Source organism: Solirubrobacter phytolaccae (assembly GCF_027587195.1).
In the GTDB taxonomy this organism is placed as follows: domain Bacteria; phylum Actinomycetota; class Thermoleophilia; order Solirubrobacterales; family Solirubrobacteraceae; genus Solirubrobacter; species Solirubrobacter phytolaccae.
This window is the reverse complement of the sequence record NZ_JAPDDP010000091.1, coordinates 1-16,206: the sequence shown is the minus strand read 5'-3', so window position 1 is coordinate 16,206 and position 16,206 is coordinate 1. Positions and strand designations below refer to the sequence as shown.

Genomic DNA, 16,206 nt, shown 5'->3' with positions numbered 1-16,206 from the left:
GCGAGACGGATGTCAAGCATTGATCCGATGTTTCGCTCCGAAAGCGGTTTTGGTGCGCGCTTCTGCGCGAACGTGACCCGTAATGATCCGAGGACTCGCTGGTCCGCTAGGCCGCGAGCGCGTCGGGCTCGCCCTCGTCGAGCGCGGCCTCGAGCCACGCTTCGACGCCGGCGATGTGCGCGGTGGCGACCGCGCGGGCGACGTCGGGGCGATGGTGCGCCAGGGCGTCGTAGAGCGCGGCGTGCTGCGCCTTCGTCAGGTCGATGGCGTTCGACTGCGTGACGCCGCGCCACACGCGGGTGCGGCTCATCGGCGTCGAGAAGGAGTCGAGCACGGACGCGAGCACCGGGTTGCGCGACGCCGCGCCGATCAGCCGGTGAAAGCGCAGGTCGTTGGCGACGAACGCCTCGACCGTGTCGCAGGCGTCCATCTCGTCGACGATCCCGCGCAGCTCCTCGAGCTCGGCGTCGGTGATGTACTGCGCGGCCAGCGCGGCGACCGACGCCTCCAGGATTCGTCGGACCTCGAGCACGTGCAGCAGCGTGCGGTCCTGGTGGAAGTCGGCCATGAACGTCAGCGGCTCGAGCAGCATGCTCGGCTCCAGGCTCGTCACGTACGTGCCGTCGCCCTGACGCGCCTCGAGGATGTTGGCGAGCGTGAGCGCGCGTACCGCCTCACGCAGGGAGTTGCGGGAGATGCCGAGCCGGGCGGCGAGGTCGGCCTCCTTGGGCAACCGGTCCCCCGCGGCGAGCTCGCCGCGGATGATCATCGCCTTGATGTCGTCGATGGCTCGCTGCGTGACGCTCATACCGCTCTCCTGCCCAGCGTATAGATCCGACGACACGTTTCACCGAACACCGCTGGACGATCGCCCAGGGGCACGAGGGTTTCGGCCGCGGCCACCACTTCGTCGTAGCTCGCGGCCAGCGTGCACACGGGCCAGTCCGAGCCGAACATGACCCGCTCGGGGCCGAAGGCCTCCAGCACGGTCTCGGCGTACGGGCGCAGATCGTCCACGGTCCAGTCGTCCCAGTCCGCTTCGGTGACCAGCCCCGAGAGCTTGCAGGCGACGTTCTCGCAGCGCGCCAGCTCCCGCATGTGCGTCGCCCACGGCTCCAGCTCGCCGCGCTCGATCGGCGGCTTGGAGAGGTGGTCGACGACGAATACGAGGTCGTCGAGCGCGCGCACCGTCTCGAGCGCCGCCGGCAGCTGCGGCGGGAGCGTCAGGAGGTCGTAGACGAGGCCGGCGTCGCGCACCGCCCGCAGCCCACGCCGCACGTCCTCGCGGCACAGCCAGCGCGGGTCCGGCTCGCCCTGCACCTGGTGGCGGATGCCGACGAGCCAGTCGCGCCCGAGCGCGGCGAGCGCGTCGGCCACGTCCGGCGCGGTGAGGTCGACCCAGCCGACGACGCCGGCGATCAGGTCGTGCTCTGCCGCCAGCGCGAGCAGCTCCGGCGTCTCCTCCGCGACCGTGACGGTCTGCACCAGCACCGTCGCGTCGAAGCCGCTCGCCGCCGCCGCGAGATCCTCCACCCCGAACGAGCGCCGCAGCGGCGACTCCTCGTCGATCCAGGGCTGGTCCCGCACCTCGAGGTTCCACACGTGATGATGTGCGTCAACGCGAAACATCCAATGACCTCGGCGAGCATACTCGCTTGACAGCGCAGTCATCCGATGATTTTCTGCCGTCCGTGGCCATCAAACATCCCATGTTTCCGGCCGTCATCACGTCACTCGAGACGTTCGACGTCCGCTTCCCCACGTCGCTCGAACTCGACGGCTCCGACGCGATGAACCCCGACCCCGACTACTCAGCGGCCTACGTGGTCATCGGCACCGACGCCGGCGACGGGCTCGAGGGCCACGGGTTCGCGTTCACGATCGGGCGCGGCAACGACGTGCAGGTCGCGGCCATCCGCGCGCTCGAGCCGTTCGTGCTCGGCGCCTCGGTCGACGCGATCGGGGACGTGTGGCACCGGCTGGTGCACGACTCGCAGCTGCGCTGGCTCGGGCCGGAGAAGGGCGTCATGCACATGGCGATCTCGGCCGTGGTCAACGCGCTCTGGGACCTCGCGGCCAAGCGCGCCGGCAAGCCGCTGTGGCAGCTGCTGGCGGAGATGGAGCCGGAGGCGCTCGTCGACCTCGTCGACTTCCGCTACATCACCGACGCGCTCACCCGCGACGAGGCGCTGGCGATCCTGCGCCGCGCGCAGAGCGGCCGGGAGGAGCGCACCGCGCGGCTGCTCGCCGACGGCTACCCCGCGTACACGACCACGCCCGGCTGGCTCGGCTACTCCGACGCCAAGCTCACGCGGCTGTGCCAGGAGGCGCTCACCGCCGGCTACGAGCAGATCAAGCTCAAGGTCGGCGCCGACCTCGAGGACGACGTGCGCCGCCTGCGGATCGCGCGCGCCGTCTGCGGGCCGGACATCCGGATCGCCGTGGACGCCAACCAGCGCTGGGACGTCGGCGACGCGATCGCCTGGATGCGCGCGCTCGGCCCGTACGACCCGTACTGGATCGAGGAGCCGACGAGCCCCGACGACATCCTCGGCCACGCCGCCATCCGGCGCGCGGTGCACCCGATCCGGGTCGCGACCGGCGAGCACGTGCAGAACCGCGTCGTCTTCAAGCAGCTGATGCAGGCGCAGGCGATCGACGTCGTGCAGATCGACGCCGCGCGGGTCGCGGGCGTCAACGAGAACCTCGCGATCCTGCTGCTGGCCGCGAAGTTCGGGCTGCCGGTGTGCCCGCACGCCGGCGGCGTCGGCCTGTGCGAGCTCGTCCAGCACCTCGCGATGTTCGACTACGTCGCGGTCTCCGGCAGCCTCGAAGGCCGCGTGATCGAGTACGTCGACCACCTGCACGAGCACTTCGTCGACCCGGTCGTGGTCGAGCGCGCGCGCTACCTCGCGCCCACCGCCCCCGGCTTCTCCGCGCAGATGACCACCGAGGCGATCGCCGCGCACCGCTACCCGGGCGGGACGGTATGGACTCAGCCGCAGCCATCGCACGCGTGATGCGCCCGCTCGGTCGCGGAGGGCTGCAGGTCGGGCCGCTGTCGTTCGGCTCGGCGCCGATCGGCAACCTCGGCCGTGCCGTCTCCGACGAGGAGTGGCGGGGCGCGCTCGCCGCGGCGTGGGACGCCGGCATCCGCTACTTCGACACCGCGCCGCACTACGGGCTCGGGCTCGCCGAGCGGCGGCTCGCCTGCGGGCTGGCCGAGCGCGAGGGGTTCATCGTCTCGACCAAGGTCGGACGGCTGCTGGAGCCGACGACGGACGAGGACCTCGACGACGAGGGCTACGCCGTCCCACCGACCCACATCCGCGTGCGCGACTACACGCGCGACGGCATCCGCGCCTCGCTCGAGGCCAGCCTCGAGCGCCTCGGCCTCGACCGCGTGGACATCCTGCTCGTGCACGACCCCGACGAGCACTACCGCGAAGCGCTCGACGGCGCGTTCCCGGCCCTGGAGGAGCTGCGCGCGGAGGGCGTGATCACGTCCTACGGCGCCGGCATGAACCAGGCCGAGATGCTCGCCGACTTCGTCCGCCACACCGACCTCGACGTCGTCATGCTCGCCGGCCGCTACACGCTGCTCGAGCAGGGCGCGCTCGACGAGCTGCTGCCGCTGTGCGTCGAGCGCGACGTGTCCGTGATCGCGGCGGGCGTGTTCAACTCCGGCCTGCTCTCCCGCCCGCGCCCGCGTGAGAGCGCGACCTACAACTACGAGCCGGCGCCGCCCGAGCTCCTCGCGCGCGTGCACCGGATCGCCGACGTGCTCGAGCGCCACGGCACGACCCTGCCGGCCGCCGCCGCGCAGTTCGCGCTCGCGCACCCGGCGGTGTCCACCGTGTGCCTCGGCGCGCGCTCCGCGGACCAGGTCGAGCGCAACGCGGCGCTCTTCGACGACCCGATACCCGACGCCGTCTGGGGCGAGCTCGTCGCCGAAGGACTGCTGCGTCCGGACGCTCCCGTTCCATAGGCGACCGGATCGAGATTGGGGGAGAGCCAATGGACGACACGGAATTGCTACTGGAAGTGCGCGGGGTGAGCAAGAGCTTCCCCGGCGTGAAGGCGCTCGAGGACATGCACCTGGACCTGCGCGCGGGTGAGGTGCTCGGCCTGGTGGGCGAGAACGGCGCCGGCAAGTCGACGCTGATGAAGCTCCTGTCCGGCATCTACGACGCCGACGCGGGCGAGTTCTTCTTCGCGGGCGCGCCGTACGAGCCGTCGTCGGCCAAGCACGCGCTCGAGCTCGGCATCAGCATTATCCACCAGGAGTTCAACCTGATGCCCGACCTCACCGTCGCGCAGAACCTGTTCATCGGGCGCGAGGGTGGGTTCTTCACGAGCGAGCGGGCGCTGAACGCGCGCGCGGCGGAGCTGATCGAGCGGCTGCACCTGCCGCTGCGGCCCAAGCAGCTCGTCGGCGACCTCACCGTCGCCAAGCAGCAGATGGTGGAGATCGGCAAGGCGCTGTCGTTCGAGCCGCGGCTGCTGATCATGGACGAGCCGACCGCGGCGCTCAACGACGCCGAGGTCGACGTCCTGCACGAGCTCATCCGCCGGTTCCTCACGCCCGAGACCGGGGTGATCTACATCTCCCACCGCATGGACGAGCTGCGGCGGATCGCCGACCGGATCACGGTCATCCGCGACGGCCGCTACGTCGGCACGCGCAACACCGCCCAGACGGCGATGCCCGAGGTGATCTCGATGATGGTCGGGCGCGAGCTGAACCTGGACGCGCAGCCCGTCGGCGTGCGCGAGGACCGCGAGGTCGTGCTGCAGGTGGCGGGGCTGTCGACCAAGGACCTCCTGCGCGAGGTGACCTTCGAGCTGCGCAAGGGCGAGATCCTCGGCTTCGCGGGGCTGATGGGCGCGGGGCGGACGGAGGTCGCGCGCGCCGTGGTCGGCGCGGACCGGATCGACTCCGGCACGATCACGCTGCGCGGGCGCGAGATCAAGATCGCCAACCCCGCGGAAGCGGCGCGCCACCGGATCGGCTACCTGTCCGAGGACCGCAAGCGCTACGGGCTGCTGCTCGAGCAGGAGGTCGGCGCGAACATCGGCCTCAGCGCGCTCGCCGAGCGCTTCCAGTCGTGGGGCTTCGTGCGCGACCGGGCGATGCGGGCGACCGCCGCCGAGTACGTGGACACGCTGCGCATCAAGACGCCGTCGGTCAAGCAGACGGCCAAGAACCTGTCGGGTGGCAACCAGCAGAAGGTGGTGATCGCGAAATGGCTCGTGAAGGACTGCGACATCCTGATCTTCGACGAGCCGACGCGGGGGATCGACGTGGGCGCCAAGGAGGAGATCTACCGGCTGCTGAACCAGCTGGCGGAGAGCGGCAAGTCGATCGTGATGATCTCGTCGGAGCTGCCCGAGATCCTGCGGATGTCGCATCGGATCGTGGTCATGTGCGAGGGCCGGGTGACGGGGACGCTGGACGCGTCGGAGGCGACGCAGGAGCAGGTCATGCACTACGCGACCTTGCGCGCGGTGGCGGCGTGACGGCCGTCCGCGACCGCCTGCAGCAGTTCCTCGCGTTCGGCTCGCTGATCGCGATCTTCCTGTTCTTCTCGATCGCGTCGTCGTCGTTCCTGAACTACTCGAACGTCACGTCGATCCTGTTCTCGACGGTCGTGATCGGGCTACTCGCGCTCGGGACGACGTTCGTGATCATCACGAGCGGGATCGACCTGTCGATCGGCACCGGGATGACGCTGTGCGCGGTCATCTCCGGCGTGCTGATCGTCAACAGCGGGCTGCCGGTGTGGCTCGGCGTGCTCGGCACGATCCTGTTCGGCGGGCTGATCGGCCTCGTCAACGGCTTCAACGTGTCGTTCCTCGGCATCCCGCCGTTCATCGCGACGCTCGCGATGATGCTCGTCGCGCAGGGACTCGCGCTGGTCATCTCCGACAGCACGCCGATCTACTTCAACGACGAGCCCGGCTACACGGCGATCTCGACCGGGCACCTGCTCGGGGTCGACTTCCCGAACGCCGTGCTCGTGCTCGGGGTGGCGACGGTGATCGCGGCCGTCGTGCTGAACAAGACGATCCTCGGCCGCTACACGTACTCGATCGGCTCCAACGAGGAGGCGACCGCGCTGTCGGGGATCAGCGTGCGCCGCTGGAAGCTGGCCATCTACACGCTCGCCGGGCTCTTCACGGGCCTGGCCGGCGTGATGATCTCGGCGCGGCTCGCGTCCGCGCAGCCCGGCACGGGCATCGGCTACGAGCTGCAGGCGATCGCCGCGGTGGTGATCGGCGGCACCTCGCTCGCCGGCGGCAAGGGCTCGATCGTCGGCACGCTGATCGGCGCGCTGATCATCTCGGTCCTCAACAACGGCCTCCAGATCATGTCGATCCCGCAGGAGTGGCAGAACGTGATCCTCGGGGCCGTGATCCTCGTCGCCGTCTACGCGGACATGGCGCGCAAGCGCCGCAGCACTGTGTGAATCCAGGAGAGGGAGAGAGCAGTCATGAGCAAGTGGTTGGCGGTGTGCGCGGCAGGGCTCGCGCTGGGCTTCGCGGCGTGCGGGGATGACGAGGGCACCACCACGGGCGGCGCGTCCGCCGGTGGTGGAGGCGGCGGTGGAGAGCAGCCGTACATCGCGATCGTCTCCAAGGGGTTCCAGCATCAGTTCTGGCAGGCGGTCAAGCAGGGCGCGGAGGAAGAGGCGAAGGCCAAGGGCGCGAAGATCACGTTCGAGGGTCCGCCGACCGAGCAGGACATCGAGCAGCAGGTCACGATGCTCACCAACGCGATCCAGAAGAAGCCGGCGGCGATCGGCTTCGCGGCGCTGGACTCGAAGGCCAGCGCACCGCTGATGGAGCAGGCGAAGGCCGCGAACATCCCGGTGGTCGCGTTCGACTCGGGCGTGGAGTCCGACATCCCGGTGACGACCGCGGCGACCGACAACATCGCCGCCGCGGGCGAGGCCGCCAAGCACATGTCCGAGCTGATCGGCGGGTCCGGCAAGGTCGCGCTGGTCGTCCACGACCAGACCTCGCGGACCGGCATCGAGCGCCGCGACGGCTTCGTCGACTGGATGAAGGCCAACGCCCCGGACGTCGAGCTCCTGCCCGTCCAGTACGGCGGCGGCGACCAGGCCAAGTCGGCCGACATCGCGAAGTCGATCATCCAGGCCAACCCGGACCTCAAGGGCTTCTACGGCGCCAACGAGGGCTCGGCCATCGGCATCGTCAAGGGCGTCGAGGAAAGCGGCAAGAAGGGCATCACGATCGTCGGCTTCGACTCCGGCAAGGCCCAGATCGACGCGATCACGAGCGGCGTGATGGCCGGCGCGATCACGCAGAACCCGGTCGGCATGGGCAAGCAGCTGGTCGACTCCGCGCTCGCCGCGATCAACGGCGAGACGCAGCCCAAGGTCATCGACACCGGCTTCTACTGGTACGACAAGACCAACATCGAGGACCCGAAGATCGCGGCGGTCCTCTACGAGTAGCCGCCTGGTCGGGCCGCGTCAGCGCGGCCCGACCAGGGCGAGCGTCGCTGACGAATGCTCGTTCGCCGGTCCGACGGGCGCGGCTCTCTGACTACCGGCTAGATGAGTCGCCCCTTCGCCTGGTTGCTGGGCGTGCTCGTCGACAGTGAAATCTGCCTCGACCTGTTGGACCGGACGCTCGGTCTGATGGTCGGACGAGCAAGAGAGGTGTGACATCGCTGGTCGAGCCGCGCCGGTTCGTCGGTTCCGCCGGGTCCGGCGGGATCCGAGAGCTTCGTATACCTTTCGCGCGGTCAGCCACCTACCACAACCCATCCGAGCACAGGTCACGAGCCCAGGAGGTATCGCCACCAGCGGGACCATGCTCATCGCTCTCGTCTACGGAGCCATCGAGCACGGGGCCGTGGGAATTTCGGTCGTTTGCGCGTTGTTCCTGGCTCTGGTTGTGGCTGAGCTTTGGCGCGAATCCGCACGATTGACCGCGTCTCTTGACGCAACCCGGCACGAGATTGACAACTTGAGCCGCACCCATGAGATCGATCGCATGCAGATCGAGTCCGCCAGCGCGAAAGTCGAAGAATTCGCGGCACTACAGTGCGCAAATGACGAACTTGCCGAGGAGATACTCAACCTCAATCAGCGGCTCGCCGATCCGCAGCTGACGCTTGTCCAAACCGTAGATGGCGTGGCTCGCCAGCGGAAACTCCTGCAGATCACTCTTCGGCACCGTGCGCGTCGCAACGCCGGAGAGCCAATTCAATGGGCCGTCGTCAGCATCCACCACTCCAACGAGGGAATAGTCGAAGTGCGCGCGCTTTCTGGTGGGACCGACCCGGGCATCCTCTCCGGAGAGCTCGTAGCCCTAGTTCGCAACGACGATTCGAAGGCCATCGTTTTCGGAGAAGTGACGAGCGTCGATGCCTCCAACGTCCACGCTTCTGCATTTCCTCCGAGCCTGCTGGCCTCGTTAGTAGCGGAGCCACTCTCGTTAGGCCGGAGTACGTCTCCTGATGGGCTATTGCTCAGGCTAGGAGGGCTGGACTGGGGACCGTTTACATCACTCTCGGACGAACAGCTCAGAACCGTTGACGACGCCCTTGCCGCGGTTGAGGTATCGGTATCGGCGGCGCTCACCGCCACATCCCCGAACGAGGACCACAACGCATGAGGACCCCACCGACGACCATCGTGGGAAAGGTTGTCCGAATCTTCGACGAGTACCGCCTCGTCCTCAACCGAGGCTCGGAACACGGCGTGCAGCGCGGCGACAAGTTCTATGTCTATTCCGAGACCGAAGAGATTCTCGATCCGGACTCGGGTGCTTCCCTCGGGTCGTACCGGAACCGCAAGGCCACTGTCATAGCCGATGAGGTGCACCCTCAGTTCACAGTGGCCTCGACGCCGAGTCGCCGGGAGCAAGTAGAGGAGCGGCCCGCTGGCGGCACGCTGGGACTGATCTACGGCGCGACGACCAAGCGAAGTTACCGCGAGGTGCAGGACACGCTCCCCGTGGAGGACCACGACATCAAACCGATCCCTAGTCAGGACACGGTCCGCGTTGGCGACGTTGTCGAGCTCTCGCCGTCTTCAAGACCGAAGACGAGCTAGCCCTCGCGAAGCGTCCGCCGGATTGAGTTCGCGCCTAGCCGCTCAAGATAGTCAGCGGCAAGGTTCGCCGTGTCGAGCTGCGCGAGCTCCTCGCGGGCGGGCGGGATGATGCCGGCTCCCGTAGCTCACCAGCCCCTGAGACGAAGCGGCTGCTGCTTGAGCAGCCGCTTCGGGTTGAGCTCACCGCGCGTGAGCTCGTCGCGCACCGCCTGCTCCTCGCCGTCCAGCAGCCGGTCGACGATGCGGCGGTCCTCGGTGCCGGGCAGGACGGTCTGGCCGACGTAGCAGACGTCCTGATCGCTGCCGACGCGCTCGCGGATCGTGCGAGCGATGTCCGCGATCACCGCCGCCCGCTCCGGCGAGCACCCCGTGAGCCGGCGAGCGTCGTCGAGGCTGCCCCAGAACAGGCGCGAGATCGCGCGCTCGTCGGGGCTCGCCTCGGCGAACTCGCGGGCCTCCTTGAGCACGTCGTCGGCCTTGCCCTGGGTGATCAGGAACCGCGTTCCGGCCGCCATCATGATCACCTGGTCGCCCATCTCCATCGGCCAGTTGTGAGGGTACGCCCGCTCGGGATCGCTCACCCAGATCTGCGCTTCGCGCTCGGTGAGACCGGCGTCACCCAGCGCCGCGACGATCGCTGCGGCCGTGTCCGGGGGCGCGCCCATCTCCACGAGCTCCGCCACCACGTCGATCGGCTTCTCGCGCCGAAACCACCCCATCACTCGCCTCCTTGCTCATGAGAACGGCGTGAGCCTACTCGTCGCGGCCGAGGTCGTGGGGATTGCGATCACGAAGACGTGGTGACAGTGTCTGCCCGGGCCGAGTCCCTGAGAGCAGATCACGCTAGACGTGAGTCAATATCACGCTACAAATGATAGATTTTCACGATGGACGTGATAAAGACGTTCCAGATCAGCGGCCCCGTGCGACCGGAGCAGCGGCTGATTGGGCGAGGTCCCACTGTCGATGCGCTCGAGCACCAAGTCGTCGTCTCGCGGCAAGCAACTCTGCTCGTCAGAGAACGTCGTGCTGGCAAGACCAGCGTTGCTCTGGCGTTGATCGACCGTATTCGGCTAAGAGACGATGCGTGGGCACTCGAGGTGGATCTCGCGGCGCCGATCCTGTCGTCCGAGGAGCTCGCAAAGCGTCTAGCTGAACAGGCTCGCGCAGCCGGCGTTCGTCTTGGCTCTCGTAGAGTGGGACTTCGCACTGGTCTGCGCAAGGCGCTCTCCGAAGTGGCAGAACCCGCGGTAGGCGACGCCGCCTCTGCCCTCGGTATGGACACGGGCGCCGACGTGTCGAAGGTTGCGGCCGCAATCGATACCTTGCTGTCGCCCGTTGAGGCCGGGGCCGCCAATCTTGCCGGCGTCTTGGCAGGCATTCGCGCCGCGGCGGTGGCAGAGGATCGATTCGTCCTCATCCTGATTGACGAGATCGGTCGTCTTGTCACCGACTGGTCTCAACCAGAGGACTCGCGTCGCGCGCAACACGCGCTCGCGGCCGTGATGCGAGTGCCGGATAGCCGAATCGTGTTGCTGCTCGCCGGGAGTGACCGTGCCGCTAACGCCGCCTTGTTGGCTGATGGAGAGCCGCTCCATCACGACGGACTCTCCTTTCTGCTGCCGGAGATCAGTCGCGAGGATTGGCATCACGGACTAACTGAACGGTTCCTCGAGATCAGCGCCGCGATCGATCGTGAGCGCATCAACCAAATCCTTGCGGCAAGCGGAGGGCACGCGCAGCGGACGATGCGAGTCTGCGCACACGTAGAGCAACTGCTCGGTGAGGAACGGTTGTTCGACATCACCGAAGGTCTCGTCGAGCAGGCGATCGAGCTGGCTCGATCGCATCCGTCATGGTCAGACTGACCACGAATTTACCTCGGCTTCGCACAGCGCTCACCGCTGCGCGCACGAACGACGTAGAACGAGTCAAGCAGGCCCTACGTGAATCCGACGTCGTGGCGGTAGCCGGAGAAGCCGAGGTCGGGATCTCGACCGTTCTCATGCACGCGACTCGTGACGAGCAAGCCATCGTGATCGACCTGCGTGCGGCGACGGGTGATGCCCACGTTGCATGGATGGTGGCTCGGGGACTCGCGCGGCGGTCGTTGGGAGCAGAAGAGCTATCGCGAGTCAGTCGCCCGGCGTCGGAGCAGTCGAACAAGTCGCGACAAGCGTTCGCGAGACTTACCCAAGAGCTTGGACGGGACGCGGCCGCGCTCGCGGTGAGCGGCCCTCCCGCCATGAGCCGGTCCGGGATCGCCACGAGAGAGCTTCTGGAGGGCCTTCCGTCGAGTTCCTCCGGGCCGATCCTCTGGATTGATCACCTCCAGGCACCCGGACTGACACCGCGTCATCCGCTCGACGCGAGCGAACTGCTGTGGAGCGTGCGATCGGCTCAACAGCGCGGGAAGGTTCGTGTACTGGTCTCTGGCCACACGACATCGATGACTGCGGCATTCGACGAATCGAGTGCGTTCTTTGGTGACGGCGTCTGGATCACGCTAGGCCGGCCCGACGCCGGGGTGTGGCAAGGAGTCGCCCGAGAGGCGTTGCCGGTTGGCGAGACCGCGGAGCTCAGTTGGTATCTCGAGATGGCGGAACTCGCCGAGGCGCACCCCCCGACCATGCTGCTCGCTCTGGGCCTATACGCCGACGCTGCCGACCATGTCCCCGCACTTGAGATGTGGCAATACATGCTTTCGCTCGACGATGGACTGGCCTCGCGGGCTGTGCTTCACGCCCGTACGCTCCACCGACTTGGAGGGCGGGCGCTGCTACAGATCGCCGACGGGCGGGGACCGTACCGAGATGCGGCCGGAGTTGGGCCCCAGGAAATCCAGAGAGCTGTGACTCGACTGCATCAGGCTGGACTTCTAACCCAACCAGCTCGGGGGATCTGGCGATTGACCAACCCGCTGCTCGCTGGCCGTCTCCAATACGACCCCTGGCTCAGAGCAAACGAGGATTAGGCGTCGTCGCGGCCGAGGTCGTGGGGATTGGCGATGACGAAGACGCCGGAGACGATGAACCCGAGGCACAGTAGGACGCCGGCGACGCGGGTGAAGGGGTTCTCGAACAGCAGCATCAGCGGCAGGCCGAGGATCAGGCAGGCGAACATCAGCTTCATGAGTCCACCGGCTTGAAGCGCTGGTCGAGGGGCTCGTAGTCCTGGTCGAGCGTGCCGCGCAGGACCAGGCGGTAGAGCCACCACAGGGACGGGACGAGCACGAGCAGGCCGAGGCCGACGCTGATCGTCAGGGCGATCAGCGTCGCGTTGCTGGCGGCGGCGTCGTCGAGGGTGAGCTCGCCCGGGAGGATGTACGGGTCCTGGGCGAGCGCCCAGCCGATCGTCATCGCGGCGACCGCCGCCGCGGCGGCGAAGCGGGCCGGGCCGAAGCGGCCGGTGGCGACGAGGGCGATTGTGAGGACGCCGGCGAGGGCGGAGACGGCCACGGCGATCAGGCCGTCGCCGCTGGTGAGGCCGTCGTAGAGGGCGCGGGCGTCGCTGCGGACGACGAACAGCGTCACCAGGGCCGCCGCTCCCGCCGCGAGGCCCGAGCCCAGCGCGCGGGCGCGGAACGCCGCGACCATGTCCGGCAGCTCGGCGCGCTCGGCGTCGCCAGTCAGGAAGACCGCGGCGAGGTGGGCGCCGGTGAGGATCGCGACGACGCCGATCGCGATCGAGGTCGGGTTCAGCCACGAGTCGATCAGGTCGCCCGCGGCGTTGCCGACCGGCACGCGGCCGCTGGCGACGCCGCCGATCGCGGCGCCGAAGAAGAACGGGATCAGCACGGACGAGAAGGCGAAGACCGCTCCGAGGACGCGGGCCTCGTTGATCGTCGCCGCCTGGCCGCGCAGGGCGAAGGCCATGCCGCGGAAGATCACGCCGAGCGCGGCGAGGAAGAGCGGGATCGAGAGCGTCGACATGAGCGAGCCGAACGCGACCGGGAACGCCGTCCAGACCATCACGAGCACGAAGATCAGCCACACGTGGTTGGCCTCCCACACCGGGCTCATCGAGCGCTGGATCATCCCGCGCACGCGGCCGCCGCGCTCCGCGCCGCCGGCCGTGAGGTCCCAGAAGCCGGCGCCGAAGTCCGCGCTGCCGAACACGGCGTAGGCGGTCACGCCGAGGATCACGAGGCCGGCGCAGAGCTCAGGCAGCATGGTCCCTCGATTGCAGCCGGCGCAGGAGCCAGAGGACCGAGCCGAAGAGCAGGACGTAGACGAAGATCAGCGCCGCGTAGGCGATCTCCAGCCCGTCGGCGGACGTCACCGCGTCCTCCGTGCGCATGAACTCGTAGACGATCCATGGCTGGCGGCCGACCTCGGTCGTGACCCAGCCGGCGATCAGCGCCACGACCGACAACGGGCCGGCGGCGATCAGCGCGCGGAAGAACCACTTGGAGTGGGGCAATCGGCGCTTGCGCAGCCAGACGAAGATGAACAGCGAGCCGAGCGCGGCGAGGAACGTGCCGATCGCGATCATCGTCTGGAACGACGTGCGCACGATGTTCACCGGCGGCCGGTCCTCCGGCGCGACGCTGTCGAGCCCGGTCACCTCCGCCGTCGGGTTGTGCTTGGCGAGGATCGAGAGCAGGTACGGGATCTTGATGCCGTACCTGACCTCGTTGCGCTCGGTGTCGTAGAAGCCGCCGAGGTGGAAGGCCGCGCCCTCCTGCGTCTTGTAGAGCCCCTCGAACGCGGCGAGCTTGACGGGCTGGCTCTCGGTCACGGTGCGCGCGGCCCAGTCGCCGACGACGACCTGGATCGGCGCGGCGAGCGCGGCGAACGTGAGCGGGACGACCAGCGCGGTGCGCGTGTAGCGGTCCCGCCGCCCGCCGAGCCAGCGGCGCGCGTAGTAGGCCGCGAGCATGAACCCGCAGACGAGGTAGCCGGCGAGGTACATGTGCACGAGCTCGTGGGCGACGTGCCCGTTGAGGAGCGCGGTGAACGGCACGGGGTCCTGCACCTGCCCGTTGACGACCTCGAAGCCCTGCGGGTCGTTCATCCAGCCGTTGACGCTGATCACGAACGCGCTGCCGGTCGCGCCGGTGATGATGATCGGGATGCCGGTGAGGATGTGCGTCTTACGCGGGAGCCGGTCCCAGCCGTAGACGTAGATGGCGATGAAGATCGCCTCGAGGAAGAACGAGATCCCCTCGAGCCCGAACGCGACGCCGAAGACCTCCCCGAACGTCGCCATGAAGTCCGGCCACAGCAGCCCGAACTCGAACGACAGGATCGTGCCGGTGACCACCCCGGTGGCGAAGATGATCAGCGCCACCTTCGACCAGCGCTTCGCGAGCGTCTTGTAGACCGGGTCGCCCGTCCGCAGGTAGAGCCCCTCGACGAACACGATCATCGCCGGGAAGGCGATCCCGAAGCACACCAGCGGGATGTGGACCGCGAGCGACAGCGCCTGCATCTGGCGTGCCTCGACGGCGTCGGGCTGCGCCGCGCCCTCGAGCACGCCCCGCACCTGCTCGGCGAAGACGGCGAAGCCGGTCATCCGCCGTGGACACTAACCCACCAGGGCCGGTTCCCCTCCGTCGAGCAGCTTCGTGCCCGGCAGATCGAGGTTGGCGGGGTCCAGCCGGAGCACCTGCTCGCCGCCGCCGCACGCGCCGGCGCTGACGATCAGCGCGACACCGCTCCAGGCGACGTCGCACCCGGACGTGTCGCCGGACTGCACCGCGATCGGAGCGCCCGTCGGGGAGAGCACCTCGGCGTGGTAACCCGCCTCGCCGGTCCGGCGCGCGAGGACGCCGAAGCGCCCGTCGCCGCCCGTCGCGACCGCGCGCAGGTCGCCGCGCAGGAGCGGCTCGCCCTCGGCGGCGAGGTCGGTGTTCACGCGTACGAGCTCGTCCCAGCCGCCCTCCCGCGTGGTGGCGGTGCTGCGGCGCAGCGCGTAGAGCACGCCGTCGGCGCCGTAGGTGGGACGACCGTAGCGCCAGTCGGGATCGTGATGGCAGCGCGGTGCAAGCGCCGGCGGCACGACGACGCACAGCGAGCCGCCGTAGCCCGTGCCGTCCTCGGCGATCACCGCGAGGCGCGTGCCGTCGGGCGAGAAGGTCGGGCTGATGTAGGAGCCGTCGCCCTGGATGAGCGCGTGCGGCGTGCCCGGGGCGTGCGGGTCCACCGCGACGATCTCCGCCGACGAGGACGGCGCCGCGCGGCGCACGTACGCGAGCTCGCCGGTGCGCGGGTCCCACGCGGGATCGGCGCTCATCTCGCCGACCGTGCCGCCGACCGCGGTCTCGCTCTCACCGGGGAACTGGACGAAGACGCGGTTCGCGCGCGTGTAGGCGATCGGCGCCTGCTGATCCGCCGGCGGCTGGTCCGACGGCGCGAGCTGTGAGGTCGTGACCTCCGGCGTGACGGTGCCGACGCCGCTGGCGCGGTAGTAGGAGAGCGTCACGTCGCCGCCGTCGTCGACCTGCGTGCCGGCCGGTGGGTCCTGGTGGACGACGCCGCCGGCCTCGGACGGCTCCGCCACCGGGAGCGGCGCCTGCTTGGCCTTCAAGCCCGCCTCGCGCAGCCGCTCACGCGCCTCGGGCACGGAGAGGCCGGTGACGCGCGGGACGGAGATGCCGTCGGGACGCGTCGCCTGCCAGACGCCGACGGCCGCGGCGAGGATCGGGACGAGCACGGCCCACACGGGCACCGCGGCCCGCGGCCGGAACGTGCCCTCGGCGTGCGCGCCGGGCGCGGCGACGGTGACCGGGACGGGCTCACCACGGCGCAGCCAGTGGCGCGGGCCGCGCACCTCGAGCCGGGCGACGACCTCCTCGCCGGGCGCGACCTGGACGCGCGAGGGCGAGATGGAGCACGCGTGGGTGGGGCGCGGCTCGCGCTCCGGCTCCGGCTCGAACTCGACGCGCGCGGAGGCGGAGTCGACGCGGCCGGAGACGAAGTCGGCGTGGCTGGGAGCGGCGTCGCCATGGGCGGGCGCGGAGGCGGCGCGGCGGGCGGCGGCGGGCGCGCCCATGGTCGCGGTCAGCTCGACGTCGGCCGGGGCGTCGCCCTCGTTGCGCACGCGGACCTCGGCGAAGGCGCGGCGGCGGGCGCGCAGCTCGGTCGGGCGCAGCTCCAGCGCGACGACCGCGTGC

Annotated in this window: 16 protein-coding genes; 9 read left to right on the top strand and 7 right to left on the bottom strand. The window is 69.2% G+C overall.

Features of this window, described 5'->3' with window-relative positions:
* Positions 1 to 106: 106 nt before the first annotated feature.
* Positions 107 to 808 carry a FadR/GntR family transcriptional regulator gene (locus OJ997_RS31715; RefSeq protein ID WP_270029387.1) on the bottom strand — a complete coding sequence of 234 codons (702 nt, stop codon included), beginning with the start codon at positions 806 to 808 and terminating at the stop codon, positions 107 to 109.
* On the bottom strand, positions 805 to 1,629 hold the full coding sequence (locus OJ997_RS31710; RefSeq protein ID WP_270029386.1) for an amidohydrolase family protein: 825 nt from the start codon (positions 1,627 to 1,629) through the stop codon (positions 805 to 807). The genes OJ997_RS31715 and OJ997_RS31710 overlap by 4 nt, the downstream gene beginning before the upstream one ends.
* Before the next feature lie 80 nt (positions 1,630 to 1,709).
* Here OJ997_RS31710 and OJ997_RS31705 point away from each other — a divergent pair, with 80 nt between their 5' ends.
* The 7 genes from OJ997_RS31705 (at position 1,710) to OJ997_RS31675 (ending at position 9,089) form a co-directional block, all read left to right on the top strand.
* Positions 1,710 to 3,020, top strand: a complete 1,311-nt coding sequence (locus tag OJ997_RS31705; protein ID WP_270029385.1) for an L-fuconate dehydratase — start codon at positions 1,710 to 1,712, stop codon at positions 3,018 to 3,020.
* Entirely contained in the window at positions 3,020 to 3,988 is a 969-nt protein-coding gene (locus tag OJ997_RS31700; protein ID WP_270029383.1) for an aldo/keto reductase, read from the top strand. Before OJ997_RS31705 ends, OJ997_RS31700 begins: the two co-directional genes overlap by 1 nt.
* Positions 3,989 to 4,017: 29 nt before the next feature.
* Complete coding sequence (locus OJ997_RS31695) at positions 4,018 to 5,520, top strand: sugar ABC transporter ATP-binding protein (protein WP_372517960.1); 1,503 nt, start codon at positions 4,018 to 4,020, stop codon at positions 5,518 to 5,520.
* The gene (locus tag OJ997_RS31690) at positions 5,517 to 6,470 is read left to right on the top strand and encodes an ABC transporter permease (RefSeq protein WP_270029380.1); all 954 of its coding nucleotides are present in this window, start codon (positions 5,517 to 5,519) and stop codon (positions 6,468 to 6,470) included. The genes OJ997_RS31695 and OJ997_RS31690 overlap by 4 nt, the downstream gene beginning before the upstream one ends.
* A gap of 24 nt (positions 6,471 to 6,494) precedes the next feature.
* Positions 6,495 to 7,481 (top strand): ABC transporter substrate-binding protein, encoded by a 987-nt coding sequence (locus OJ997_RS31685; protein ID WP_270029379.1) that lies wholly within the window; start codon positions 6,495 to 6,497, stop codon positions 7,479 to 7,481.
* A 361-nt stretch (positions 7,482 to 7,842) separates the two neighbouring features.
* Positions 7,843 to 8,649 carry a hypothetical protein gene (locus tag OJ997_RS31680; RefSeq protein WP_270029378.1) on the top strand — a complete coding sequence of 269 codons (807 nt, stop codon included), beginning with the start codon at positions 7,843 to 7,845 and terminating at the stop codon, positions 8,647 to 8,649.
* Positions 8,646 to 9,089 (top strand): FlgT C-terminal domain-containing protein, encoded by a 444-nt coding sequence (locus OJ997_RS31675; RefSeq protein WP_270029377.1) that lies wholly within the window; start codon positions 8,646 to 8,648, stop codon positions 9,087 to 9,089. Before OJ997_RS31680 ends, OJ997_RS31675 begins: the two co-directional genes overlap by 4 nt.
* A gap of 125 nt (positions 9,090 to 9,214) precedes the next feature.
* On the opposite strand, the gene OJ997_RS31670 is transcribed toward OJ997_RS31675, so the two are convergent.
* Positions 9,215 to 9,808 carry a hypothetical protein gene (locus OJ997_RS31670; protein WP_270029376.1) on the bottom strand — a complete coding sequence of 198 codons (594 nt, stop codon included), beginning with the start codon at positions 9,806 to 9,808 and terminating at the stop codon, positions 9,215 to 9,217.
* Positions 9,809 to 9,976: 168 nt separating this feature from the next.
* On the opposite strand from OJ997_RS31670, the gene OJ997_RS31665 reads away from it, so the two are divergent.
* Both OJ997_RS31665 and OJ997_RS31660 read left to right on the top strand, forming a co-directional pair.
* Entirely contained in the window at positions 9,977 to 10,957 is a 981-nt protein-coding gene (locus OJ997_RS31665; protein ID WP_270029375.1) for a hypothetical protein, read from the top strand.
* A complete protein-coding gene (locus OJ997_RS31660) occupies positions 10,945 to 12,063 on the top strand; it encodes a hypothetical protein (protein ID WP_270029374.1) in 1,119 nt (372 codons plus the stop codon). The genes OJ997_RS31665 and OJ997_RS31660 overlap by 13 nt, the downstream gene beginning before the upstream one ends.
* Here the strand turns inward: OJ997_RS31660 and OJ997_RS31655 are convergent.
* The 4 genes from OJ997_RS31655 to OJ997_RS31640 all read right to left on the bottom strand — a co-directional run.
* Positions 12,060 to 12,221 carry a hypothetical protein gene (locus OJ997_RS31655; RefSeq protein ID WP_270029373.1) on the bottom strand — a complete coding sequence of 54 codons (162 nt, stop codon included), beginning with the start codon at positions 12,219 to 12,221 and terminating at the stop codon, positions 12,060 to 12,062. The genes OJ997_RS31660 and OJ997_RS31655 overlap by 4 nt on opposite strands.
* Positions 12,218 to 13,261: a cytochrome d ubiquinol oxidase subunit II gene (locus OJ997_RS31650; protein WP_270029372.1), complete on the bottom strand. Its 1,044-nt coding sequence runs from the start codon at positions 13,259 to 13,261 to the stop codon at positions 12,218 to 12,220. The genes OJ997_RS31655 and OJ997_RS31650 overlap by 4 nt, the downstream gene beginning before the upstream one ends.
* Entirely contained in the window at positions 13,251 to 14,606 is a 1,356-nt protein-coding gene (locus OJ997_RS31645) for a cytochrome ubiquinol oxidase subunit I (protein ID WP_270029371.1), read from the bottom strand. The genes OJ997_RS31650 and OJ997_RS31645 overlap by 11 nt, the downstream gene beginning before the upstream one ends.
* A gap of 12 nt (positions 14,607 to 14,618) precedes the next feature.
* The coding region (locus OJ997_RS31640; RefSeq protein WP_270029370.1) for a PASTA domain-containing protein at positions 14,619 to 16,206 on the bottom strand (1,588 nt) is incomplete at its 5' end.